The sequence below is a fragment of the Labrys methylaminiphilus subsp. lupini genome, from assembly GCF_051161885.1.
Taxonomy (GTDB): Bacteria; Pseudomonadota; Alphaproteobacteria; order Rhizobiales; family Labraceae; genus Labrys.
The window spans coordinates 1,725,126-1,745,720 of record NZ_JBMDIH010000002.1 but is presented as its reverse complement, the minus strand read 5'-3'; the positions used below and the strand labels follow the sequence as shown (position 1 = coordinate 1,745,720).

At 61.4% G+C, this 20,595-nt stretch carries 19 protein-coding genes; 8 read left to right on the top strand and 11 right to left on the bottom strand.

Going from position 1 to position 20,595, the window contains the following annotated elements; translation table 11 throughout:
• Window positions 1-17 precede the first annotated feature (17 nt).
• The gene (locus tag ACN6KF_RS33675; RefSeq protein WP_434961224.1) at window positions 18-884 is read left to right on the top strand and encodes a D-psicose 3-epimerase; all 867 of its coding nucleotides are present in this window, start codon (window positions 18-20) and stop codon (window positions 882-884) included.
• Window positions 885-1,273: 389 nt separating this feature from the next.
• Here ACN6KF_RS33675 and ACN6KF_RS33670 read toward each other — a convergent pair whose 3' ends face one another.
• Together ACN6KF_RS33670 and ACN6KF_RS33665 are read right to left on the bottom strand one after the other, a co-directional pair.
• The gene (locus ACN6KF_RS33670) at window positions 1,274-1,459 is read right to left on the bottom strand and encodes an MFS transporter small subunit (protein WP_434961223.1); all 186 of its coding nucleotides are present in this window, start codon (window positions 1,457-1,459) and stop codon (window positions 1,274-1,276) included.
• Window positions 1,460-2,867: 1,408 nt separating this feature from the next.
• Entirely contained in the window at window positions 2,868-3,938 is a 1,071-nt protein-coding gene (locus ACN6KF_RS33665) for a LacI family DNA-binding transcriptional regulator (protein ID WP_434961222.1), read from the bottom strand.
• A 313-nt stretch (window positions 3,939-4,251) separates the two neighbouring features.
• On the opposite strand from ACN6KF_RS33665, the gene ACN6KF_RS33660 reads away from it, so the two are divergent.
• From ACN6KF_RS33660 to ACN6KF_RS33650, 3 genes are all read left to right on the top strand, one after another.
• Window positions 4,252-5,004, top strand: coding sequence for an ABC transporter substrate-binding protein (locus ACN6KF_RS33660; RefSeq protein ID WP_434961373.1), 753 nt, complete (start codon window positions 4,252-4,254; stop codon window positions 5,002-5,004).
• 60 nt (window positions 5,005-5,064) lie between these two features.
• The gene (locus ACN6KF_RS33655) at window positions 5,065-6,576 is read left to right on the top strand and encodes an amino acid ABC transporter permease/ATP-binding protein (RefSeq protein ID WP_434961221.1); all 1,512 of its coding nucleotides are present in this window, start codon (window positions 5,065-5,067) and stop codon (window positions 6,574-6,576) included.
• Window positions 6,577-6,735: 159 nt separating this feature from the next.
• Entirely contained in the window at window positions 6,736-7,866 is a 1,131-nt protein-coding gene (locus ACN6KF_RS33650; RefSeq protein ID WP_434961220.1) for an NAD(P)/FAD-dependent oxidoreductase, read from the top strand.
• A 160-nt stretch (window positions 7,867-8,026) separates the two neighbouring features.
• On the opposite strand, the gene ACN6KF_RS33645 is transcribed toward ACN6KF_RS33650, so the two are convergent.
• Window positions 8,027-8,296 (bottom strand): NmrA family NAD(P)-binding protein, encoded by a 270-nt coding sequence (locus ACN6KF_RS33645; RefSeq protein WP_434961219.1) that lies wholly within the window; start codon window positions 8,294-8,296, stop codon window positions 8,027-8,029.
• 1 nt (window position 8,297) lies between these two features.
• On the opposite strand from ACN6KF_RS33645, the gene ACN6KF_RS33640 reads away from it, so the two are divergent.
• Window positions 8,298-8,483 (top strand): type 2 periplasmic-binding domain-containing protein, encoded by a 186-nt coding sequence (locus ACN6KF_RS33640; protein WP_434961218.1) that lies wholly within the window; start codon window positions 8,298-8,300, stop codon window positions 8,481-8,483.
• A 126-nt stretch (window positions 8,484-8,609) separates the two neighbouring features.
• On the opposite strand, the gene ACN6KF_RS33635 is transcribed toward ACN6KF_RS33640, so the two are convergent.
• Window positions 8,610-9,368, bottom strand: a complete 759-nt coding sequence (locus ACN6KF_RS33635) for an alpha/beta fold hydrolase (protein ID WP_434961217.1) — start codon at window positions 9,366-9,368, stop codon at window positions 8,610-8,612.
• A gap of 147 nt (window positions 9,369-9,515) precedes the next feature.
• Here ACN6KF_RS33635 and ACN6KF_RS33630 point away from each other — a divergent pair, with 147 nt between their 5' ends.
• On the top strand, window positions 9,516-9,959 hold the full coding sequence (locus tag ACN6KF_RS33630) for a MarR family winged helix-turn-helix transcriptional regulator (protein ID WP_434961216.1): 444 nt from the start codon (window positions 9,516-9,518) through the stop codon (window positions 9,957-9,959).
• Window positions 9,960-9,990: 31 nt separating this feature from the next.
• On the opposite strand, the gene ACN6KF_RS33625 is transcribed toward ACN6KF_RS33630, so the two are convergent.
• The 3 genes from ACN6KF_RS33625 to ACN6KF_RS33615 all read right to left on the bottom strand — a co-directional run bounded on the left by ACN6KF_RS33625 (window position 9,991) and on the right by ACN6KF_RS33615 (window position 13,436).
• Window positions 9,991-10,311 carry a hypothetical protein gene (locus ACN6KF_RS33625; protein ID WP_434961215.1) on the bottom strand — a complete coding sequence of 107 codons (321 nt, stop codon included), beginning with the start codon at window positions 10,309-10,311 and terminating at the stop codon, window positions 9,991-9,993.
• A gap of 281 nt (window positions 10,312-10,592) precedes the next feature.
• Complete coding sequence (locus tag ACN6KF_RS33620) at window positions 10,593-12,209, bottom strand: DHA2 family efflux MFS transporter permease subunit (protein ID WP_434961214.1); 1,617 nt, start codon at window positions 12,207-12,209, stop codon at window positions 10,593-10,595.
• 36 nt (window positions 12,210-12,245) lie between these two features.
• Complete coding sequence (locus tag ACN6KF_RS33615) at window positions 12,246-13,436, bottom strand: HlyD family secretion protein (RefSeq protein WP_434961213.1); 1,191 nt, start codon at window positions 13,434-13,436, stop codon at window positions 12,246-12,248.
• A gap of 117 nt (window positions 13,437-13,553) precedes the next feature.
• Here ACN6KF_RS33615 and ACN6KF_RS33610 point away from each other — a divergent pair, with 117 nt between their 5' ends.
• On the top strand, window positions 13,554-14,210 hold the full coding sequence (locus ACN6KF_RS33610) for a TetR/AcrR family transcriptional regulator (protein WP_434961212.1): 657 nt from the start codon (window positions 13,554-13,556) through the stop codon (window positions 14,208-14,210).
• Between the two features lie 56 nt (window positions 14,211-14,266).
• Here ACN6KF_RS33610 and ACN6KF_RS33605 read toward each other — a convergent pair whose 3' ends face one another.
• The 3 genes from ACN6KF_RS33605 to ACN6KF_RS33595 form a co-directional block, all read right to left on the bottom strand.
• Window positions 14,267-15,601, bottom strand: a complete 1,335-nt coding sequence (locus tag ACN6KF_RS33605; protein WP_434961211.1) for an epoxide hydrolase family protein — start codon at window positions 15,599-15,601, stop codon at window positions 14,267-14,269.
• A gap of 213 nt (window positions 15,602-15,814) precedes the next feature.
• Window positions 15,815-16,237: an organic hydroperoxide resistance protein gene (locus ACN6KF_RS33600; RefSeq protein ID WP_434961210.1), complete on the bottom strand. Its 423-nt coding sequence runs from the start codon at window positions 16,235-16,237 to the stop codon at window positions 15,815-15,817.
• A gap of 167 nt (window positions 16,238-16,404) precedes the next feature.
• The gene (locus ACN6KF_RS33595) at window positions 16,405-17,319 is read right to left on the bottom strand and encodes a LysR family transcriptional regulator (protein WP_434961209.1); all 915 of its coding nucleotides are present in this window, start codon (window positions 17,317-17,319) and stop codon (window positions 16,405-16,407) included.
• 328 nt (window positions 17,320-17,647) lie between these two features.
• Between ACN6KF_RS33595 and ACN6KF_RS33590 the strand changes: the two genes are divergently transcribed.
• Window positions 17,648-18,445, top strand: coding sequence for an SDR family NAD(P)-dependent oxidoreductase (locus tag ACN6KF_RS33590; RefSeq protein ID WP_434961208.1), 798 nt, complete (start codon window positions 17,648-17,650; stop codon window positions 18,443-18,445).
• 159 nt (window positions 18,446-18,604) lie between these two features.
• On the opposite strand, the gene ACN6KF_RS33585 is transcribed toward ACN6KF_RS33590, so the two are convergent.
• On the bottom strand, window positions 18,605-20,593 hold the full coding sequence (locus ACN6KF_RS33585; protein WP_434961207.1) for a dipeptide ABC transporter ATP-binding protein: 1,989 nt from the start codon (window positions 20,591-20,593) through the stop codon (window positions 18,605-18,607).
• Window positions 20,594-20,595: the final 2 nt, after the last annotated feature.

The window sequence follows — 20,595 nt, the reverse complement described above, 5'->3', positions numbered from 1 at the left end:
TCATATTGGAGATACAAATGAAGTTCGGCATTTACTATTCGTACTGGGAACAGGAGTGGAGCGCGGACTGCCTGAAATATGTCGAGAAGGTTGCCAGGCTCGGCTTCGACGTGATCGAGATCGCAGCGCATCATCTGAACAGCTATAGCCCGGCTCACATTGCGGAAGTTGCCCGCGCTGCTCGAGAGAACGGGATCACGCTTACCGCGGGAATAGGTCCGTCCCACGAGAGGAACCTGTCCTCCCCCGATCCGGCGGTCAGGAAGGCAGGCCGGGCCTTTTTCGAGGAGACGCTGACGAACCTCGCCAAGCTCGACATCCACGTCATCGGTGGCGCTCTCCATTCCTACTGGCCGATCGACTATTCCAAGCCCGTCGACAAGGCAGGGGATTGGGCGAGAGGCGTTGAGGGTATTGCGGGTCTGGCCGATTTCGCCGGCAATCTCGGCATCAATCTGTGCCTCGAAGTGCTCAATCGGTTCGAGAACCACGTTCTCAACACCGCCGAAGAAGGGGTGGCTTTCGTTCGCGAAGTTGGCAAGCCCAACGTCAAGGTGATGCTCGACACGTTCCATATGAACATCGAGGAGGACAGTTTCGCACAGGCTATCCGAACTGCGGGGCCGTTGCTCGGTCATTTCCATACCGGCGAAAATAATCGCCGCGTTCCCGGCACGGGCCGTCTGCCTTGGCACGAGATCGGGACGGCACTGCGCGAGATCGGTTACAGCGGTGCGGTCGTGATGGAGCCCTTCGTCAAGATGGGCGGCCAGGTCGGCAACGACATCAAGGTTTGGCGCGATCTGAGCAATAATGCGGATGAAGCCAGGCTGGACGAGGATGCGCGCCGGTCGCTGGAATTCTCGCGGTTCGTGCTCGGCTGACTGGCAATGTCGCTGGCTTTCGTTCGGGACGGCGCCTGACCTTGTGGGGCCGGCATTCGGCAGGATGCGATTCACATTCATCCGTTGGAAGCAACGGACGATGAGAAGGACATGCCGATGACTTTGCATCAACAGGCGATCGCCGAAGTGGCAGGGCCGCTCAACAAGCTCGACGAGGCTGCCGTCGACAATGCCGTCCGGACATAACATCCGCCAGGCATGTGAGCGTCTATGCGGGAGGCCGCGAGGGCCTTCAGGTCCGCGGCTTTGCCATGGGCCTGTTCCATCTCGGCCTCTCGGTGTCCGCCGATCATGACTTCCAAGAAACCATGATCTTCCCACCGCTGGATTGCGGCCGCCAGGAAGGCGGCCGCATATGCTGCCGAGCTTCAGAACAATGCAACGACGCTTTTGAGCGTGATCCACAGACCCCAGAAAAGCGGGATGGCGACGGCGGCCCAGGCAAGCAGGGCCTTGAAGCAGGGCCTTGAAGCCGGGCCTGGCGACGATCCTTTGCCGATCGAGAAATCCGGCCCTTCTTGGTGCAGACAATATATCCTCTCGTGTGCCCGCATCGGTTGTCATGACACCCCCCGTCTTCGCAGCACCTTGTCGGCTGCGTTTGCCGATTTGATCCGGCCCATCGTTTGGTGGGGCCGATGCTTGGCTCAAGGCCATCGACAAGACGCCAGCAAGACGCATGCCATTCAACATGGTAAGCAATATCAAAGAGTTACTGGAATGTTGGATGGTGGCTACGGGCAATCTGTCCGAGGCGACGAACAAAATGTCCTGCCAAACCGGGGTGTGCATGACCGCAAGCCACGATGATCCGAACGCAAATCCAGGCGTCACCGAGCGATATGAGAACCCAAGCTATGGCCGATGCGTAAACCCCTCGAGCCCCCACAGGGTCGAGACCGCTTCCGGAACCCGCCGCCCTGCGTGCCAATCGTGCCGGGCGCGCGAATGCCGTCGCCTTGATATGTTCGGACGTTTTGTCCGAGCTGGAGACGACAACCTGTCCGATATTGGTCGGTACGGCACGGCAACAAAGCGAAATTGCCGACCGTTTTCGCTTTGGCACGCGTGTTGCTTTGCAACTGGCAGTGCAACAACGCCTGTCTTTCGGCGGGCAGGGATATCGCTGTGTCCTTGAAGGAGGAAACCTCGGACGGATGGTTGATCTCGGTTGACCGCTCCGGCCTGCTCGGGCGCGAAACAGGCCACTAACGTCCTGCCGCCCTGTGGAGCGCAGGGTTCATAGCACGCAACGACAAATCCGCCAGCAAACGCAACATGCATTCTGTTGAACAGGGAAACGACGATGAATTTGCAGCGGCTACAAAGCAAACCACGACAATTTCATAATTCAGGATGCGGATATCGATCGCTCATATGACCCGCCGAAGCCCTTGCCCGCAGACTGGACCTGGCGATCGCGGCGCATGGCGGCGCCTATGGCAAGTGGTTCAGGATCCCGGCCACCGGAAAGACCTGCCAGACAGACTATGACGAGTGTATGCGAACGGGAGGGTGGAAGGTCATTTTGAACCTGCCGAAAGCGCCGCCGCCTTTCAGCCTTCGACTGGCGACAGGCCGTGACGAAATCGGCAATGCGACGGGAATGGAATTTCTTGGGATCGAGCCAGATGATACGTGCGATGGGGGCGTGGTCGGAATTGACCGCCTATTCTGACGCTGGATCGATACGATACTGGATTGGCTGGCGTGTTGGTGCTGCTAACAAAAGCTCGCTTGCAAACCGGAAGCGGAGGCACAGTATTCCGAACTGCCCGTTCCTTCTCATGCGGTGGGGATCTCGAATGGCAGTTTTGCGCATTGCGCGACTTATTTTGCGCTGTAGCGTGACGGGCCCCATCGAAGAATTCGTTGGGGAGGGGCCGCCGCGAAGCTCCAGAACGGATGCCGTCGAACAAAACAGTCTGTCGTCGCGCTTGATCGCAAGTGCATATGGAATGTCTATGAAGGTGCGACGGCAACAGAGGCGCGCTCAACGATCTCCGTCGGCAGGATGATGCGTCTCGCCTCAGCGTCGCTTCCGTTCAACCGCTCGACCAGCAACTTGGCGGCCGCTTCGCCGAGGCGGTAGACCGGTTGGCGGACGACAGTGATGGGGGGCGTCGTCACGGACGTCCAGTCAGCATCGTGGAACGACACCAGCGACAAATCATCGGGAATGCTAAGATCCAGTTCGCGGCGGGCCTTGAACACCTCGAGGCCGATCACGCTGTCTGAGGCGATGATCGCCGTCGGGCGCTGCGAAGATTTGAGCATCGCGGTCGCGATGCGGTGCGTTTGTTCCGGCGTGGTTGCCCCTACATGCACCCAGCTTTCCATGCCTTCCAGGCCTGCTTCGCGACAGATGCCGAGAAAGCCCTCGATGCGTTGGCGTACGGAACCGGTACTGATGTCGAACGGGTTGCTGAAGCGATGGTTCGGCGTGTCGGAGGCTGTAAGATAGGCGATGCGGCGATGGCCGAGCGCGATAAGCCGGCGCGTGATGCTCTCGGCGGCGTGCCGATCGTCGGTGGTCACCGTGTCGACGGATAGGCCTTCAACGGCGCGATCGAGCAGGACGAGCGGACGACCTGAGCGCTCGATATCGCGTAGGTGCTCGATATCGTTGTCGCGCGCGGGCGAAACGATCAGCCCGTCTACCCGCTTGGCGACCAGTGTCTTCACCGCCGCCTTTTCCGCCGCGATCTCCTCGCCGGAATTGGTGAGAATGACATCGAAGCCGGCAAGGCGTGCGACATCGGTGATGCCGCGCACCGCCGAGCTGAAGAAGGGGTTTTCGATGTCGCCGACCACGACGCCGATCGTGCCGGAGCGACCCGTGGTCATGCTACGTGCCAGCTCATTCGGCCGGTAGTCGAGCATCTTGGCAGCAGCAAGGACCTTGATCCTTACCTTATCGCTCACCGTGCCATATCCGCCCAGAACACGCGCCGCAGTTGCTTTCGAAACGCTGGCGACGCGCGCCACGTCGGCGACGGTCACGGAGGGCACCTTGCCATGATCCTGATCCATGGCCTCAGCTTTACAAGACATATTGACGACCGGTCAATGCAGATATAACAATCTAAAAATCAAAAGAGACCGGTCTCAATTAAAAAGAGACCGGTATCATATAAAAAATATATCTCATCCGCGCGGTAAGCGATGGAGGGCCGGACGCACGGCCGAGCACCATAGTCCGGTGCACGATTATGCGTCTGTCCGTCCGGCAAATGACCATCAGAGCAGGAGAACAAGACCGATGACCCATGCAACTACAACCCCCGGGATTCTGGGCCGGATACGGACCGCAGTCCTGGTCCTGGCGCTTGCCATCACCGGTGGCATGGCCTCAGCCGCGCTGGCCGACGACAACCCGCTCGGTCTCATCGATGCCAAGACGATCAGCGTCGGCACCATGGGTGACGCTAAACCTTACGCCTTCACCACCGCCGACGGCGGCTTTACAGGCTTCGACATCGAACTCTTTCTCAATGTCGCCGAGCGCATGGGCTACAAGAAAGATCAGGTCGTCTTCACCGGCCAGGAATTCTCCGCGCTCATGCCTTCGGTCGCCAATGGCCGCTTCGACATTGCTGCCGCAGCGATCGGCACGACCGACAAGCGCAAGCAAACCGTCGACTTTTCCGATGGCTATCTTGCAGGTTTCCTCAGTGTGTTGGCGTCAGATGCCGGCATCACCGATGCGAGCGGTCTCAAAGGCAAGCGTCTCGGCGTGGTGCAGGGCACGCTGCAGGAAATTTATGCCGAAAAGAATTTCGCCGGGACCGACTTGGTGAAGTTCCCCGACAACAATTCGGCTGTAGCAGCGCTCAACAATGGCACCATCGACGCCCATTTCCTCGACTATGAGGCGGCCAAGGACTATTCGGCCCGTTATCCGGCCTTGAAGGTTGCGGTCAACATCCCGAGTTTTGACGCCCCGGCCGGCTTTGTCATCCGGAAGGGCAATGATGCGCTGCGCACTGCGCTGAACAAAGCACTGCATGAGGCCATGCAGGATGGCACCTGGAAGAAACTGCACGAAAAGTGGTTCCCCGACACGCCAATGCCGGCCGACTATCTTCCCAAGCCATGATGCCACTTTGCCGGTCCGAACGCGCCGGCCGGACCGGTCTTTCATTCAAGGGACTTCCCTATGAACTGGCTTGAAAACCTTCGTCGCAGCTTCCTTGACTGGAATGCGATGGCCGAGGTGCTGCCGACCATGATCACGGTCGGCCTGAAGAACACGCTGATCCTGGCCGCAGCCTCCACCGTACTGGGCGTGGCGATCGGCATGGTATTGGCGATCATGGGCATTTCGCGCTCACCCTGGCTGCGCATTCCCGCCCGCGTCTACACCGATGTCTTTCGTGGTCTGCCGGCTATCGTCACCATCTTGCTGATTGGGCAGGGTTTCGCCCGCCTCGGACGCGATCTGTTCGGCCCATCGCCTTATCCGCTCGGTATTCTGGCGCTCAGCCTGATTGCTGGAGCCTATATCGGAGAGATTTTTCGCGCAGGGATCCAGAGTGTCGATCGCGGCCAGATGGAAGCCTGCCGGGCCTTGTCGATGAGCTACGGCGAAGGCATGCGGCTCATTGTCGTGCCGCAGGGCGTGCGCCGCGTTTTGCCGGCACTGGTCAACCAGTTCATAGGTAATGTGAAGGACTCAAGCCTGGTTTATTTTCTCGGCCTGCTTGCGTCCGAACGCGAGATTTTTCGTGTCGGCCAGGACCAGGCGGTGGTTACGGGTAATCTCTCGCCCCTATTGCTTGCAGGAGTTTTCTATCTCGTCGTAACAGTGCCGCTCACCCACCTGGTCAACTATATCGACAACCGCTTGCGCGTTGGCAAACAGCGGCCCACGGCCGTCTCCAGTGGACTGGAGGAAGTCAGCGAGTTGGAAGGTGTCAAGCGCGGCGAGATCAGCACAGTCTTCAAGGGAGGCAGCCTGGACGTGAGCGGCCTCGGTATGGCTTATGGCGAACTGGAGGTGCTGAAGGGCGTCGATCTTGCGGTCAAGCCCGGCAGTGTCACTTGCATCATTGGCCCCTCGGGGTCGGGCAAGTCGACCCTGCTGCGCTGTCTCAACCGTCTGGTCGAGCCGAAGAGCGGCGACATCCTGCTCGATGGCAGCAGCATCCTTGCCATGAAGCCGGAAAAACTACGCCGCCGCGTCGGCATGGTGTTTCAGCATTTCAACCTGTTTCCGGATCACACGGCGCTGGAAAACGTCATGTTGTCGCCAAACCGGATAAAGGGCCTTTCGGCGCAAGAGGCCGAGCGCATTGCCAAGGCGCGGTTGGCGGATGTCGGCCTTGCGAGCCGCCAACACCATCGGCCCGGTGGTCTTTCCGGAGGCCAGCAGCAGCGCGTCGCCATTGCCCGTGCACTTGCCATGGAACCAGAAGTCATCCTCTTCGATGAAGTGACCAGCGCCCTCGATCCCGAACTCGTGAAGGGCGTGCTCAACCTGATGGCCGATCTCGGCAAGCGTGGCATGACCATGGTGGTCGTCACGCATGAAATGGGCTTTGCTCGGCGTGTTGCCGATCAGGTCGTCTTCATGGACGAAGGCTGCATCGTCGAGGCTGGTCCTCCGGATAGCATTTTCGATACCCCGCAAAGCCCGCGCCTCAAGCGTTTCCTTGCCGAAGTGCTGTGAATGCTCGACCAAAGTCCCACGATGACATCGCCATATGACCCGGGCCGTTTGAAAAGTCCGATGTTCTTCAAGGCCCCCAGACGACGCGGGGCTCTTGCGGACGCCGGAAGGTGCCCCAGTCATTTTCATCGCATGATTAGCTGATCGAAAGACCCGACTATGACCGATACCACCATCACCTCGGCCGTCATCATTGGCGCCGGCATTTTTGGCGTTTCCACGGGGGTGCAACTCGCCCGGCGTGGCATTCGCGTCACCATCCTCAATGATGGTCCGCCGGCCAACGGCGCCTCCGGCCGCTCGCTCTCCTGGCTGAATTCCGCCCGCATGCGCTCTGAACCCTATCACCTTCTGCGCATGGCCGGGATCGACCGTTACCGTACGCTGTCGGTCAGGTTTCCAAATGCGGACTGGCTCCGCTTCGAAGGGGGCCTGACCTGGGATGCCAACGATACGAGCAACGAAATCGAGGCGGCATATTGCCATGAAGTTTCCATCGGCTATGACGCCCTGCGGCTTTCGGCTGGCGAGGTCGCCCGTGTTACGCCAGGCGTCGATGCGAGCGCGATCACGCCACAAGGCGCGATCTTCAATCCGGGGGAAGGCTGGGTCGATCTGCCAGCCTTGATCGGCGTGCTCCTCGAGGAATTCGCTGCGCGAGGCGGTGCGCTGGTGACGGAGGAGGGCGCGGCACGCGTCCTGGTCGAGAACGGCCGGGCGGTCGGTGCGCAAACTGCCGCAGGCAACCGCTTTCCGGCAGACGCCGTCGTGCTCGCGACCGGGCCTGCAGTGCCGAGGATGGTCGAGGAAAGCGGCCAGACGATCGGTGACGGAACCCCGGTCGCATTACTGGTCCAGACCAAGCCGTTCGTCCATCCGCTGCGCGCTGTTCTCAACACGCCGCGAGTCGCCGTCAGACCGGCGCCTGGCGGCACCTTTTCGCTGGACGCCGACTGGGCGGCGGACCAGGGGGCGAAACTCCGTCCAGATGGCGGATATGACGTCGACGGGTCGGTGGTTGATGCTCTGCTGGCCGAGGCAGCCAAGGTGATGGAGGGCAATCCGAAGCTTGAAGCCGCCTCCATTGACGTGGGCGGCAAGCCGATCCCGGGCGATGGCGAGCCGGTGGTGGGCGCCCTCGAGGCCATCCCCGGCTATTATGTTGTCTTTAGCCACAGCGGAGCAACCTTGGGCCTCATCGTCGGTGAACTGCTTGCTTACGAGGTGGCAACAGGCGCCGAGCATCCCATGCTCGCCACTTTTCGCCCTGAACGCTTCGCGGCGCGGTAGGTAGAAGAGGAAGCATCCAAACTCGTCGCGTTCGACGAGTTCGGATGCTCGCCGCCGCGCTGCAATATTCGCTGCGATGAATGGGGCTTCGATATGGCACGACCGATGCCGCGTCCAGCGCCGGTGACGAGCGCCACCTTGCCGTTGAGACCACCCATTTTCATCTCCATTTGACAGTGTTGGTGAGCTCTCCACGTGAGGCCGGCGCATAGCCGACACGGTCGAACCACTCGTACATCTTGGCGCCTTCCTCACCCATGTGTTGACGAATGACGTCCAGCGGCACCTGGAAATAGCTGAACGGGCGGCCGGTGACACGCGAGAGAATGGCGACGACGCCGTTGCCTGTGAGTTCGTCGCCCGCGAGGTCGAAGCGCTTGCCGGAAAAGCGACCTGGGTCCTCGAGGAGGCGAACCGCGACGGCTCCCATAGTGGGGACGGCCGATTTCGCGGCTGGTCGAGTGGTGCCGGTGCTGCCGCAATATACGCGCCGCAACCTCTCCATGAGCGTCGTCTACCCCAACCGGGCTCACCTGCCATTGGCCGTTTCGGCTTTCATCGATGCCGTCGTCGGCAGGATACGTGCCGAATTGCTCAGCGAACAAGGATTGACATAGTCCGCGCCGGCGGCCGAGGCTTTCGACGGGCAAGCTCGCCATGCGGTTTGCCGTCTCCCGATCCGCGCTGTACTGGAAAAACCCCCGACCGCTTGCGCGTCGGGGGTCTTGCTCGGCTGATTGCGGTTATTTCGTGCCGTTGGCGGCCTGCTCGATGAGCTTGGCGACGACCCTGGGCTGCGAGACATAGACGGCGTGGCTGCCCTTGGTCTCGACCACGGTGGCGCCGGCACGCTTGGCCATCAGGCGCTGGGCAGGCGGGGGGATCATGTGGTCATCGGTGGCGACCAGATAGAAGCTGGGCTTTTCCTTCCAGGCCGGGACGGTGACGGCGCCCGCGAGTGCTTCGACACCCCATGGCACCTGGGAGTCGGCCATGAAGCCCGCGGTCCTGGGGGCGACGTCGGCTGCGAAGGAAGCTGCGAACTTGGCCTTGTCGAGGAGCAGGAAACCGTCGACCGGCGGCAGGATCGGCGGAACGGGCGCGCCGGCCGGCGGGTTGGCGATCAGGCTGGAAACGGATTCGCCCTTGTCCGGGGCGAAAGCGGCGATATAGACGAGCGCCTTCACCTTCTGGTCGGTTCCGGCTTCGGACACAACCACGCCGCCATAGGAGTGGCCGACGAGGACGACCGGGCCGTCCTGCTGGGCAATCGCCCGCTTGGTGACCGCCACGTCGTCCTTGAGCGAGGTGGTGGGATTTTGCACGATGGTGACGTTGTAGCCGTCCTTCTTGAGGATGTCATAGACCCCCTGCCAGCCAGACCCGTCGACGAAGCCGCCATGGACAAGCACGACGTTCCTGGTGGCGGGGGCGGCATGGGCCGGGGTGAGGGCGCTGGCGGAAAGGGCGATGGCAGCGGCGGCGGTGAGGATCTTGATCATGTTCGGTCTCCCTGTGATATATTGCGACAATCATTATCGCGATAATGATTCTATACGCACTCCCGATTTCCCTGTAAAGATATTTTTTATCGCGATAATGATTTTCGTGGAACGGGGCCGTTGCCCCAGGCTCTCGTGGAGGCTGCCATGACCGATGACACCACTTTGCCGCTGGACAGCCAGCTCTGCTTTTCGATCTACTCGGCTTCGATCGCCATCAATCGGGTCTACAAGCCGATGCTGGACGGGCTGGGCGTGACTTATACCCAATATCTCGTGCTGAGCACGTTGTGGGAAAAGGACGGCCTGACGATCTCGGCGATCGCCGAGCGCCTGGCACTGGAACCGAGCACGATTACGCCGGCGGTCAAGAGGCTGGAGGCGGCCGATTTTCTCGGGCGCAAGCGCAGTACCACCGATGAGCGGCTGGTGGAGGTCCACCTCGCCGCCAAAGGTCGCAATCTACGGACCAGGACAGGCTGCCTGACCGATGCCTTGCTCAGGCATTCCGGCTTCACCGTGCCGGAGATGATCGACCTCAATCAGAAGGTCCAGAAGCTGCGCGATGGCATGCGCCAGGCGCTCGCCTAGGAAGGACCATGCGGTCATGAGGTCGAGCGCATCAGCTGTGCGATGAAAGAATAGCCTGGATTGCTGCCGTCTCTTTCGCGGCATTTTCCTTCTTGCGTCGCTGCTTGGGCCGAGACGGCATCACACCCAGATCCAACAGGTGCCGCTCGATCGCGAGTGCATAGATGACATTAAGAACATTGCGATCGGTTAGCGTCGGGTCGCTGAGTGCCAACATGGATGCCCGTACAACGCGTCCATTGTCGGTCTTTGCCACTTTGGCAGCCACGCCGTCGTAGAGAGCATCACCGCGAAGGCCGTCCGTCGCACCCTTCACCAAGGCTGCGTAGATCTTGTCCTTTGTCTGCCCCATTTTCGTTACTCCGAACTATCGGCGTCGTGAGCCAATCTCAGGCAATTTGATAGAATACTACAAGATTGGCCTTCCCTCTGGTCATGTAGCCTGTGCGGATTGCTGGATCACGGGTCTCAATCCGCGGTGGGCAAGCGGCCACACAAAAGTGGACCTCGCGCCCCTGACAGGGGTTCGAGGCCCGCTAAAACGGCCAGACGATGTGTCCGCACCGATGGAAAGGTCCTGGCGAACTCAGCCCGCGGCCGGTGCCGCGCCAATGCTTGAGTCCCATGCTTGTTTCAGTGGGCGCCGCCGCCACCATTGCCGGCCTGGATCTTCCGGGTCAGGAGCACCGCGACCGCTGCGAGTGCCAGCACCGTGCCAATCACCGCGAACGTGTCGCCAAAGCCCAGAATGAGCGCCTGGCGGTGCACGGTCGCCCCGATCACACCGATCGCCTTGTGCTGGGCAAGGGCGGCATCGGTCACGCCATGCGCCATGAAATACTGTGTCAGGTGATCGATCCTGTCGCGCACCTCGTCTCGAAACAAAGTGACGGACTGGCCGATGATGTTGGAGTGAAACTGCTCGCGCTTGGTGAGCACCGTTCCTAGCGCGGCGGTACCGACCGCGCCGCCCAGATTGCGCAGCATGTTCGAAAGGCCCGACGCCGCGCCGGCGTCGCTGGGCGCGATGCCCGCGGTGGTGATCACGCTGATCGGCGTCAGCACCAGGGCCTGGCCGATGGCGCGCACGATATTGGGCAGGAAGAACTGGTCGCCGGCATTGTCCAGCGAAAGGTTGACATTCATGAAGGCGCTTGCCGCGAAAATGCTGATGCCGACGAAAGCGATGAAACGCACGTCGAAATGCTTGAGCAGCAGTGGCACGAACGGAATGATGAGGAGTTGCGGCAGGCCGGTCCAGGCCAGGACCAGGCCGATCTGCTCGGCATTGTAGCGCTGCACCTGGCCCAGATATTGCGGCAAGATGTAGACAGTGCCGAAGAGTGCTACGCCCACCAGCACGTTGACCACGATGCCGATGCCGAAATTGCGCTGTATCAGGAGGCGCAACTGGACCAGCGGCTTCTTGACGGTCAGCTCGATGACGATGAAGGCGGTCAGGAACAGGCCTGCGATCAAGGCGAGCTTGACGATGAAAGTCGACTGGAACCAATCATCCTTGTTGCCTTCCTCGAGCACGGTCTGCAGAGCCGCAAGCCCGATGGCCATGGTGGTGATACCGGCCCAATCTCCCTCCCTGAGGAGAGAGAGCTGCATCGGCTTCTTTTCCAGCGTGAAATAGAGCGCCACGAACATGAGCAGACTCGGCGGCGCATTGACGAAGAAGATGGTCTGCCAGCCGTAATTCTCGGTGAGATAGCCGCCGATGGTCGGGCCGATGGCGGGGGCGAAAGTGACCGACAAGGCGAACATGGCCAGCCCGATCGGTTGCTGGCTCTTGGGCAGCCTGGTCAGCACCATGGTGAAGGCCATGGGGATCAGCACGCCGCCGGCGAAACCCTGGAGACCACGCAACGCGATCATCGTGCCGAGATCATGGGCGAAGGCACAGGCTGCCGAAAACAGGGCGAACAGCACCACATTCACCAGCATGTAGAGCCGGAACGAAAAGACGCGGCTGAGATAGTCCGTCAAGGGGATCACCACGATCTCGCCGATGAGATAGGACGTCGAGATCCAGGCACCATTGTCGACGCCGGTGCCGATGCCTCCTTCGATGTTGAGCAACGAGGCGTTGGTGATCTGAATATTGAGGATCGCCATGAAGGCGCCGATCATGGCGGCGAGCACCGCGATCCAGGCGTTTGTACTCGCCTTTTCGACCGGCTTCGCCGCAAGAGGCTGGGCTTGAGAAGAGCCGAGCCCAACGATCTGGGTCTGGGTAGACATCGCAGCCTCCTGGCCGCTGTGTGAAAGGGGTGCGCCTTAGTTGATCGCGCCAGCCGCCGAGGCGATCCGCGTCGCCTCCGGCTTGGTGTCGATGGACGGGTAGACCGACATGCCGGGTCTAAGCACGACAGGAAGGGCGCCTGCCTGGTCGAGTACGATCTTCACCGGGATGCGCTGTACGATCTTGGTGAAATTGCCGGTGGCGTTGTCCGGCGGCAGCAAGGCAAATTCCTGGCCGCTTGCCGGCGACAGGCTGTCCACATGGCCTTTGAAGATCTGTCCGGGGAAGGTATCGACCTCAATTTCGACCGGCTGCCCGGCCTGGACATCGGTGAGCTGGGTCTCCTTGTAGTTGGCGATGATGTAGGCCTCGCGGCTCGGCACCACAGCCATGAGCTGTGTGCCGGCCTGGACATATTGGCCGACCCGCAAGGTGCGGTTGCCGACCAGGCCGTCGATGGGGGCAACGAGATTGGTATAAGATAGATTCAACTCGGCCTGGTCCTGCGCTGCCTTGGCGCCGGCGAGCGCGGCCTGCGCCTGGGTAAGCTCGGCCCGGTTCACGTCGAGCTGCTTGGTGGCCCTGGCGAGCACGGCGGTGTCGCGCGTGACTGCGGCGCGGGCGGCGGCAATGCGGGAGGAGGCCTGCTGCGCGTTCTGGAGGCTGCCGAAGCCTTTCTGCGCGAGCTCGGCATAGCGCTTGTCTTCCTGCTCGGCGAAGGTCTGGTTAGCAAGGTCGACGGCGACGGTCGCCTGCGCCGCGTCGATCTCAGCCTGTTCGGCAACCAGGGCTGCCTCCTTGTTGGCGATATTGGCGCTGGCCGCCGCGACCTGCGCCCGGGCCTGTTCGAGGGCGACCTTGAAGTCGCGGTCGTCGATCCGGGCCAGGACTTCGCCGGCCTTTACCGGCTGATTGTCGTTGACCAACACCGTCGCGACATAGCCGGACACCTTCGGGGAAATCGTCGTGCTGTCGGCCTTGACATAGGCGTCGTCCGTGGCGACCAGGAAGCGGCCGACCGTCCAATAGTCCCAGCCATAATGCGCGGCACCTGCAAAAGCGGCAAGGGCAACGCCGGCAAGCAACAGCCAGCGCGCTGGACGTGCTTTTCTTGTCGATTGCTGTGGAACGGGGAGGGTAGGCTCATTGACCAGCTCTATGCCGGGCAGTGCCTCGGCCGCCGGGACGGTCTTCTCATTGGTGAAGACGACTTCATGCTTGCTCATGATCCGATCCTTTCCTGGTGGAGCTGCCGGAATCGGGCTTGCTCTCTTTTAGGAAAATTGTTATTTTCCTAATTAGTCTCAGTTGCTCTTGCTGTCAATAGAATTTGGAAAATGGTGATGATCCTAAATGTGGAAACTCCCAGGCGCCAGCGTGGGCGACCGCAGATCCGGCCGGATGCAGAAACCAGGCAGTTGATCGTCGAAGCCGCCCGTTGTGAATTCCATGGCCATGGCTATGCCGGCGCCAGCATGGGGCGTGTTGCCGAACGGGCGGGGGTCTCAACCAAGACCATGTACCGCCTGATCCCGACCAAGGCCGATTTGTTCCGCAGTGTCGTCGCGGCACGGATTTCGCGCTTCTTTCTGGACCTGGACGAGGAGCGCCTCGAAAAGCTACCGATCGAGGTGGCCCTTGAGCATATTCTGGTCGGCTATGGCGCCTTGACCTTCGACGAGGAGGCGGTTTCGAGCCTTCGTCTCGTCATGGCCGAATGCGACCGCTTTCCCGAGATTGCCACCGCCTTCTATGAACTGGCTTTGCGTCCCACCAGCCAGACCATGGTGGCATGGCTCAAGCGGCAGCACGATCTCGGCGAAATCGAGATCGAAGACCCCGAGGCTGCAGTCGGCATGCTCCGCGGCATGATGACCATGGAGCCGCAGCGCGCCATCATGCTCGGCCTGCGCTCCCCGCCCGGACGCGAGGAGATCGCGGCCCGGGCGCGTCGGTGCGCCCGTCTCTTTCTGAACGGATGCCGGGCTCACAGAGACTAGAATCGATCTTTGCGGACGGTCGCGGTTTCGATCAGTCCGGCGACGGTTGCCGGGCCTCAACGCACTGAACGGAATGTCGCGCGCAGGTCTTGCGATAGGGCCTCTGGCTGTTCCCAGGCCGCAAAATGCGTGCCCTCGTCGTGGCGCTTGTAGAAAACAAGGTTGGGATAGGCCTTGCGGGTCCAGCTTTCCGGCGCCTGGTAGATCTCGTCACGAAAGGCGCTGACGCCGGTCGGCAAGGAGATGCCCTTGGGCGCGAAGAAGGCGAGCTTGCTTTCCCGATACAGCCGCGCCGATGAGACCGCCGTGTTCGTCAGCCAGTAAAGCGTGATGTTGTCGACGATATCGTCTTTCGTCAGGCCTTCCCTGGCGCCGTCGAAGACGCGCGCGATCAGGTTATAGCTGCGGATGTCGTGGTCGATGATCCAGGCCGCGAGGCCGACTGGCGAATCCGCCAGCGCATAGAGCGTCTGCGGCCGGCCTGCCATTTCCTGCGCATAGCCAAGCCCGGTCGAATAGAAATCGACGAGCTGATCCCAGGCGTGCTTCTCCTCGCCATTCAAATCCGCGGGCTCCGGGCCGTTCGGGATCAGCGGAGCGATCCGCGGAGGAATGGTCGCGGGCATGTTGGTGTGGATCGCCGCGAGGCCGGGCGGACGCTGCAGCGCCATCTGCTCGGTCACCGCGTTGCCCCAGTCTCCGCCCTGCGCGACGTAGCGGTCATAACCCAGCCGCTGCATCAGCACGGCCCAGGCACGCGCGATATGCTGCGGGTCCCAGCCATTGACGGTGGGCTTGCCGGAAAAGCCATAGCCCGGCAATGACGGGATCACCACATCGAACGCATCGGCCGCACTGCCGCCATAAGCGATCGGATCGGTGAGCGGGCCGATGATCTTCAACTGCTCGATGATCGACCCAGGCCAGCCATGCGTGACGATGATCGGCAGCGCGTTGGGATGCCTCGACTTCACGTGGATGAAGTGAATGTCAACGCCGTCGATATTAGTGATGAAGTTCGGATAGCTGTTGATCCGCGCTTCGGCACGGCGCCAATCATGCTGGTTCGCCCAATAGTCGGCGAGCTTCTGAATGGTCGAGAGACCAACGCCCTGTGTCGGATCGTTCTCGCGTTCCGGCCATTTGGTCGACTTGATCCGACGCTTCAGGTCGGCAAGTTCGTCGTCGGTCGCATGGTAGCGAAACGGCTGGATCGAACTGTCGCCGATCGTCTTATGGCCGACAGCGGCAGCGTCGGACGACGGGTTGCCGGTGCTCGAAGGGGATGCTGTTGCGGTGGATATCAAGGCAGGAAGCATCACACCGATCGTTCCGGCGACGGCCGATGCGACGAAGTTCCTGCGGCCAATCAAGGGGTGGGAGGCAGGCATGGCAGTTCTCCTGAAGAAGTTCTTGGGAAGCCGATGGGCTTCTTGATGAAAAATGCGTGAAAACAAAGAGTTAGAGGGAAAGTGCGATTTGGGGAATTTGCACTTTTCCCGGGGGTGCTTGAGCGAAGACGCGGCAGGATCGATGAGAAGGCCACGCCGCGTCCTTGGCTCCGCGTGCGTGGGAGCCGTGAGTCCAGAGTCAGCGGGTTTGGACTACGCAGAAACGGCGAACGCGACGCTGGCGGTGATGCCGCTACGGGTCATCTTCGAATAGGGGCAGGTCGCGTGAGCGCGCTCGACCAGCCGCTGTGCGACATCATCGGCGATGCCGGGGATGCTGACGTTCAGGCGGGCGGTCAGGAAATACCCCTCCGCTTCATCAAACGACAGGTTCACCTCGGCGTCGACCGCAGTCTCGGCCGGAAGCCTGATGCCCTGTTCCCTGGCAGCGTGTCCGAGCGCGCCCTCGAAGCAGGCGGACCAGCCTGCCGCGAAAAGCTGTTCGGGATTGGTGCCGGGACGGTTCGAGCCGGGCACCGACAGCTTGACGTCGAGCTGGCCGTCCGAACTTTTTGCCCAGCCTTCGCGGCCGCCGACGGTGTGGACATGTGCGGTGAAGAGAGTCTTGGCAGTCATGGGAAGTCTCCTGTCGTTGTATTCGGTGATGACCGATACTTGGAGGAGACTTAAGACCGACAGCAGACGGCCAAAACGATAGGCAGCCTCTCAGGCGCTGATATGGAAAACCCCAGGTCGATTGTCGCGACGTGCCATGACGTCACCACCTCGCCTCTCGATTGAACTCAGGTTGGTTTGAACGCGCCGAGATCTTTCAGCTTACGCTTCAGGCGTGGCGCTATCCAATCGATGAAGACTCGTACTTTCAAGGGCAGCAGCCCTTGGCGAACATAAACCAGGTGCACGGGAAATGACGGGCTCTCATAGTCGTCGAGTATCGCGACCAATGCGCCCGATTGCAGATCGCCAGCGACCTGGTAGCGGGGGAGGCGGACGATGCCGACTCCACGCAAGGCCGCGGTCAGGGTAGCCGTCGCGGTATTGGCGCGAATGCGGACGTTGGGCTTGCCTTCCAGCCTGCGGCCTTCGCGCTGATAGAGCCAACCTGGTTCGGTGATGTGGCCGAAGACGGCGCCTTCGTGGCCGGCGAGGTCTTCCGGGCTCAAGGGGCGCCCCTTGCGCGCCAGATATTTCGGGCTGGCGCAGGTCACGAAGTCGAAATCGCCGACCTTGACCGCATAGAACGAACTGTCGGCAAGTTCACCCAGGCGAACGCCAACATCGACATGCTCATCGACAAGGTTCACGACACGATCGAGAGAGAGAATGTTCAGCGTGATCTCGGGGTGTTCGCACATGAAGTCATAGGCGAAGGGCAGCACATGGTCATGACCGAACGCGATCGGCACGGTGATCGTCAAAACGCCCCTGGGCGTTTCATACTCACCTGATGCCCGCAGTTCGGCATCCTCGATTTGCGCGATGATCTGGCGGGCTGCATCGACATAGTCGCGGCCCGTATCGGTGAGCTGGACGTTCCGGCTGGTCCGAACCAAAAGGCGCGTGCCGAGATGGCGTTCGAGGTCCGCGACCTTCCGGCTGACGCTCGGCAGCGGTGCATTCAGCTTGCGACTTCCGGCCGACAAACTGCCGGCGTCGACGACCGCCAGCAAAACCTGCATTGCGTCGAGACGGTCCATAAGGCCATACCCCCCACATTACCGGATTCAGCTCTGATCCGTAGTGCTGATAGGGCATTGTATAGACACATTGCTTGTTCGGCATCGCGCGTAGATGCGCGGCGAGCGATCACGCGAGCTAAAAGATACCCGATCCGGGACAGGACAAGGCCGAGAAGCCTCACATTGCCGTTGAGGTCGGTTGAACGATATGCCGGGCCTTTCGCTTTTTCGAGAGGCTGGTTTTCATTCTTGATAGCTGCCGCGCGACATCCAGAACCACTAGTTTTCCTTCGATCGCCAGGCATCGCAGGAGCTGATGCCCGTGGATAGCTGAGGAGATACGAGAATGTCAGAGACAATGGGGACCGCCGTCGTCACCGGCGCATCGAGTGGAATCGGCGCGGTCTATGCCGACCGCCTTGCCGAACGGGGGTACGACCTCGTCCTGATCGCGCGCAACGCGGACAAGCTCGCACATGTCGCCGAACGGATCCGTGCCAAGACCAGCAGCAAAGTGGACGTCATGTCGGCCGACCTTGCGGATGCCGCGGACCTCGCTCAGGTCGAGGCCTTTCTCAGGGATACCCCGGACATTACCTTGCTCGTCAACAATGCGGGTCTTGGCGGGGCGCTGAAGCTGGTCAACTCCGACGTCGACCAGATGACTTCGCTGATTTCGCTCAACGTCACGGCGCTCACCCGCTTGACCTATGCGGTCGTCCCGCAATTCATCGCGCGCGGCACCGGTACGATCATCAATATCGCTTCGATCGTTGCCATCAATCCGGAGGCGCTGAACGGCGTCTACGGTGGCAGCAAGGCGTTCGTCCTCGCCTTCAGCCAGAACCTTCAGCACGAGCTCGCTGGCACCGGCGTCACCGTGCAGGTTGTGCTTCCGGGCGCTACCGCGACTGACTTCTGGGCGATCGCCGGCCGCCCGCTTGAGCAGATGCCGGCCGCGATGGTCATGCGTAGCGAGGATCTCGTCGAGGCGGCGCTCATCGGACTTGACCGGGGCGAGTTTGCCACCATCCCCTCTCTTCAGGATGGTGAACTCTTCGACGCCTACGAGGCCGCTCGACGGGCGATGATCGGCAAGCTTTCCACGGCTACCCCGGCGCCCCGCTACCGCGACGTGGGTTAGGGCTTTGTCGCAAATCTTCAGTGGCCTGAGGATGTCGACCTAACTCTGCCTTTGTGCAGGCGGCGATCGCATCGAATTGTTCTTTGATGTTCGGGGCTAGAGCGAAGGCGAAACGACCCCTGCATCATGCCACAGTCTGCCTGAGTGAAACGCATCCGCTCAGGCGGGGACCGCCAATTGCCCGACGGGAATGTGGCAACGTATGAAACCATCAGCCGTGCGTTGAAGGGGCGGACGGCTTTGCACGCATCGAGAGTCGATCTGGCGCGGGCAGCGGCCCGCCAATGGGCATCCTTCTCCTTGTACGGGGACGGATTGCGGCATCGCCGGCGGCATCGGCTTATAATCGTCCTTGTGCAGGTCGGGCGCGGCGCGCAGCAGCATTTCCGTATAGGGGTGCCGGGGCGAGCTAAAGAGGGCCTTGGTCCGGCTGACCTGCATGAGCTCGCCGAGATAGAGGACAGCCACCCGGTCGGCCAACTGGCGTACCACGGCCAGGTCATGCGAGATGAACAGCATGGCCACGGCATGCTGCGCCTTCAAGGAGGCCAGCAGTTCGACGATCTTGGCTTGAACGGAGACGTCGAGGGCAGACAGGATCTCGTCGCAGATCAAAAGCTGCGGCTTGACGAGCAGGGCCCGAGCGATCGCCACGCGCTGGCGCTCGCCGCCGGACAATTGCTCGGGAAAGCGCTCGAGGTAGTCGGCATGAAGGCCGACGCTTTCCAGGATATTTTCAAGCGTTGCCGTCTCGAATTCGATGCCGAAATGATCTAAAGGGCGTTCGAGAATGGCCCGGACCTTGCGGCGCGGGTTGAGGGAGGCATCCGGATTTTGGAAAATATACTGGATCTGCCGCAATTGCTGGCGTGAGCGCTGGGAAAGCCGCGGTTCCAGCCGTTCGCCGCCCAGGCTGATGGATCCCGACCGGGGCGCCAGACGGCCACTGATGGCGCGCGCGATCGTCGACTTGCCACTGCCGGATTCACCGACCAGCGCCACGATCTCACCGGCGTTCAGTTCGATCTCGATCTCGCGTGCCGTGACCTTCCCCTCCTGGCCGAGCAAGGTCCTCAGCCAGCCGGATTGAGTGTAGGAGAGCGTCAGATTTTGCAGTGAAAGCAAATTGCCAGTGGCATCGGTGTTGCCGATGGGTGTCTTGTCGAGCACCGGCGGCGTCGCGGGCGGCGCAAGTTCTCTCCAGCGCATGCAGGCCACGGCATGGCTGGCGTCAACCTTGTCGAGGGATTGTGGGGTCGAGCGGCAAGCCTCACTGGCGGCATCGCAGCGCGGCTGGAATTTGCAGCCGCCGGGCATTTGATCCCGCCTCAGGACGCCCGTCAGGCCCCTGGCCCCCAGGGTGGCGTGCTGGATTGTCGGAATGGAGGCGATCAGACCGCGTGAATAGGGATGGAGTGGCCGGGGCAGCAAGGTTTCGCTGTCGGCGGTCTCGACCAATTGGCCGGCATACATGACGCCGACCCGGTCGGCGATCTGGGCTAGCAGGGCAAGATCATGGGTGACATAGAGCATTGCCATGCCGATCCGGCTTCTGAGCTCCGACAGCAGGCGGATGATCTGGCGCTGGGTCGTGACGTCGAGGCCGGTCGTCGGTTCATCCAGGACGAGAAGATCGGGATTGCAGGCAACCGCCATCGCGATGGTGACGCGCTGCTGCTGCCCGCCGGAGAGTTCGTGCGGGTAGCGCCGGCGGACGTCGCCAAGGCCCACCAACGCAAACAGCTCCCGCAACCTGTCATCCATCGAGACATTGTCCGCAAGGGCTCGATGGGTCGAGATCATCTCGCGGATCTGCGACCCGACGCGCATGCCCGGGCTCAAGGCCGTCGTCGGGTTCTGGGGGACGAAGGCAATCTTTCGCCCGCGCAGCGCGGCCAGCGAAGGCGCGTCGAGTTGCAGCAAGTCGGTTCCCTCGAAAAGGACCTGGCCTGTCTGGACCCTGCTGTTGGGCGCCTGGTAGCCGAGCAGCCGATAGGCCACCGTCGATTTTCCGCAGCCCGATTCACCGACCAGGCCGAAGGCTTCTCCACGTGCGATGTCGAACGAGACCCCTTCGACGATATTCGTCCACCCGGCCGGTCCCGCATAGGCGATGGAAAGATTGTTGACGGCAATCAGCTTCGTCATGG